Source organism: Streptomyces sp. NPDC006430 (assembly GCF_040612395.1).
Classification (GTDB): Bacteria; Actinomycetota; Actinomycetes; order Streptomycetales; family Streptomycetaceae; genus Streptomyces.
Genome location: NZ_JBEXQA010000098.1, coordinates 1 through 2,156, shown reverse-complemented (window position 1 = coordinate 2,156; position 2,156 = coordinate 1). Strand labels below are relative to the sequence as shown.

Sequence of the window (2,156 nt, the reverse complement as noted above, 5' to 3'; positions counted from 1 at the left end):
TCCACCAGGCCCTCGGCCCCAGCGGCGACCACACTCGCCCGTGACTCGAAATGCGAACGGTGACGAGCAGCCGTCACCGCCACATCAGCCACCGAAACCTCAGAACGACCCTCCAACCAGTCCGCCCAACGACCCGCCTGCTCCCGCAGCGCAACCTCGTCACGACCGGACACGACCACCGGAAGGGGCGCCTCGGTGCGGGCCACCGGCCCGGGAGCCACGGCAGGCGGCTCCTCCACGATCACGTGGGCGTTCGTACCGCTGAGGCCGAACGAGGACACGCCCGCGCGGCGGGTGCGCGTGGCCTCCCGTATCCACGGCCGGGCTTCCTGAAGGAGTTCCAGTCCGCTGCCGTCCCACTCGATGTGCGGGCTCGGCTCCTCCGCGTACAGGGTCTTGGGCAGGGTCTCGTGCTGGAGCGCGAGGACCATCTTCATGACGCCGACGACGCCCGCGGCGGCCTGCGCGTGGCCGATGTTCGACTTGGACGAGCCGAGGTAGACGGGACGGTTCCCGGCCCGGTCGGGGCCGAAGACCTCGGCCAGCGCGCCCGCCTCGATCGGGTCGCCCAGCGAGGTGCCCGTACCGTGTGCCTCGACCGCATCGATGTCTGACGGCTCCAGGCGCGCGGCGGCCAGTGCTTCCTGGACCACGCGCTGCTGCGACGGCCCGTTCGGCGCGGTCAGACCCTGGCTGCGACCGTCCTGGTTGACCGCCGAACCACGGATGACGGCCAGGACGCGGTCACCGTCGCGCTGGGCGGCCGACAGCCGCTTCAGCACCAGGATGCCGACGCCCTCGGCCCAGCCGGCTCCGTCGGCCTGTGTCGAGAAGGACTTGCAGCGGCCGTCGGGGGCCATGCCCTTCAGCCGGGAGAACTCCACGAAGAGCGCAGGGGTGTTCATCACGGTGACGCCGCCGACGAGGGCGAGTTCGCACTCGCCCTGCCGCAGGGCTCCCGCCGCCAGGTGCAGGGCGACCAGCGAGGAGGAGCAGGCGGTGTCCACGGTGACGGCCGGGCCCTGGAGGCCCAGCGCGTACGAGACCCGGCCGGAGACCACACTGGACGCGTAACCCGTGCTGGTGTAGCCGTCGACGGCGTCCAGGTCATGGCCCTGGTGGCCGTAGTCGGAGGTCATGGCGCCGAGGTAGACGCCGGTACGGCTTTCGCTGAGCGAGTCGGGGCGGATGCCGGCCCGCTCCAGGGCCTCCCACGAGGTTTCCAGGACCAGCCGCTGCTGCGGGTCCATGGAGACGGCCTCGCGCGGCGAGATCCCGAAGAACGAGGCGTCGAAGCGCTCGATGTCCCGGATGAAGCCGCCTTCGCGGGCATAGCTCTTGCCGACTGCCTCCGGGTCCGGGTCGTACAGGTCCAGGCCGGTCCAGCGCTCCGGCAGGCCGCCCACGGCGTCACCGCCCGAGGCCAGCAGCTCCCAGAAGTCCTCTGGGGTGTCGATGCCACCCGGCAGGCGGCAGGCCATGGAGACGACGGCGATCGGGTCGTCGGCGGCCGGTGCGACGGCGTTCCGGGACGGGTTCGGCTTCTGCCGGGGTTTGTCTGCGGTCAGGTCCAGCTTGTCGAGGAGCAGGCCGGCGATGGCGGTGGGCGTCGGGTAGTCGAAGGCGAGCGTGGACGGCAGCGAGGTGCCCGTTTCGGCGGACAGCCGCCGGCGTAGCTCCACGGCCATGAGGGAGTCGATGCCGAGCTCCTTGAGGACCTGCTGCGCCCCGATGCCGTCGGCCGTCGCCACACCGAGGACGACTGCGGCCTCGCGCTGCACCAGCCGGACCAGCGACGGCAGCCGCTCGGCTTCGGCCTGCGTCGCGAGCTGCTCCCGCAGGCCGGTCGGCGTGCCGCCTGGCTGTCCGGCTCGCTGGCGTCGGGCGCGCAGCAGGCCGCGGAAGAGGGCCGGGACGGTGCCACCGCCGTCCAGCTCGCGCTGGAGCGAGGCGAGTTCGAGGCGTACCGGGACCAGGTGGCCGTGTGCGGAACCGAGAGCTGCGTCGAGGGCGGCCAGGCCCTGCGCTTCGCTGAGTGCGGCGACGCCCTGGCGACGCAGCCGGGCGAGTTCGGCTTGGCCGAGGGTGGCGGTCAGACCGTGTCCGGCCTGCTGCCACAAACCCCACGACAGACTCGTCCCCGCCAACCCCAGACC

1 protein-coding gene is annotated in these 2,156 nt (G+C 72.3%); it reads right to left on the bottom strand.

The window, feature by feature from the left end; translation table 11 throughout:
* On the bottom strand, positions 1–2,156 hold a 2,156-nt coding region (locus ABZZ20_RS36735; protein WP_356877384.1), incomplete at both ends, for a beta-ketoacyl synthase N-terminal-like domain-containing protein.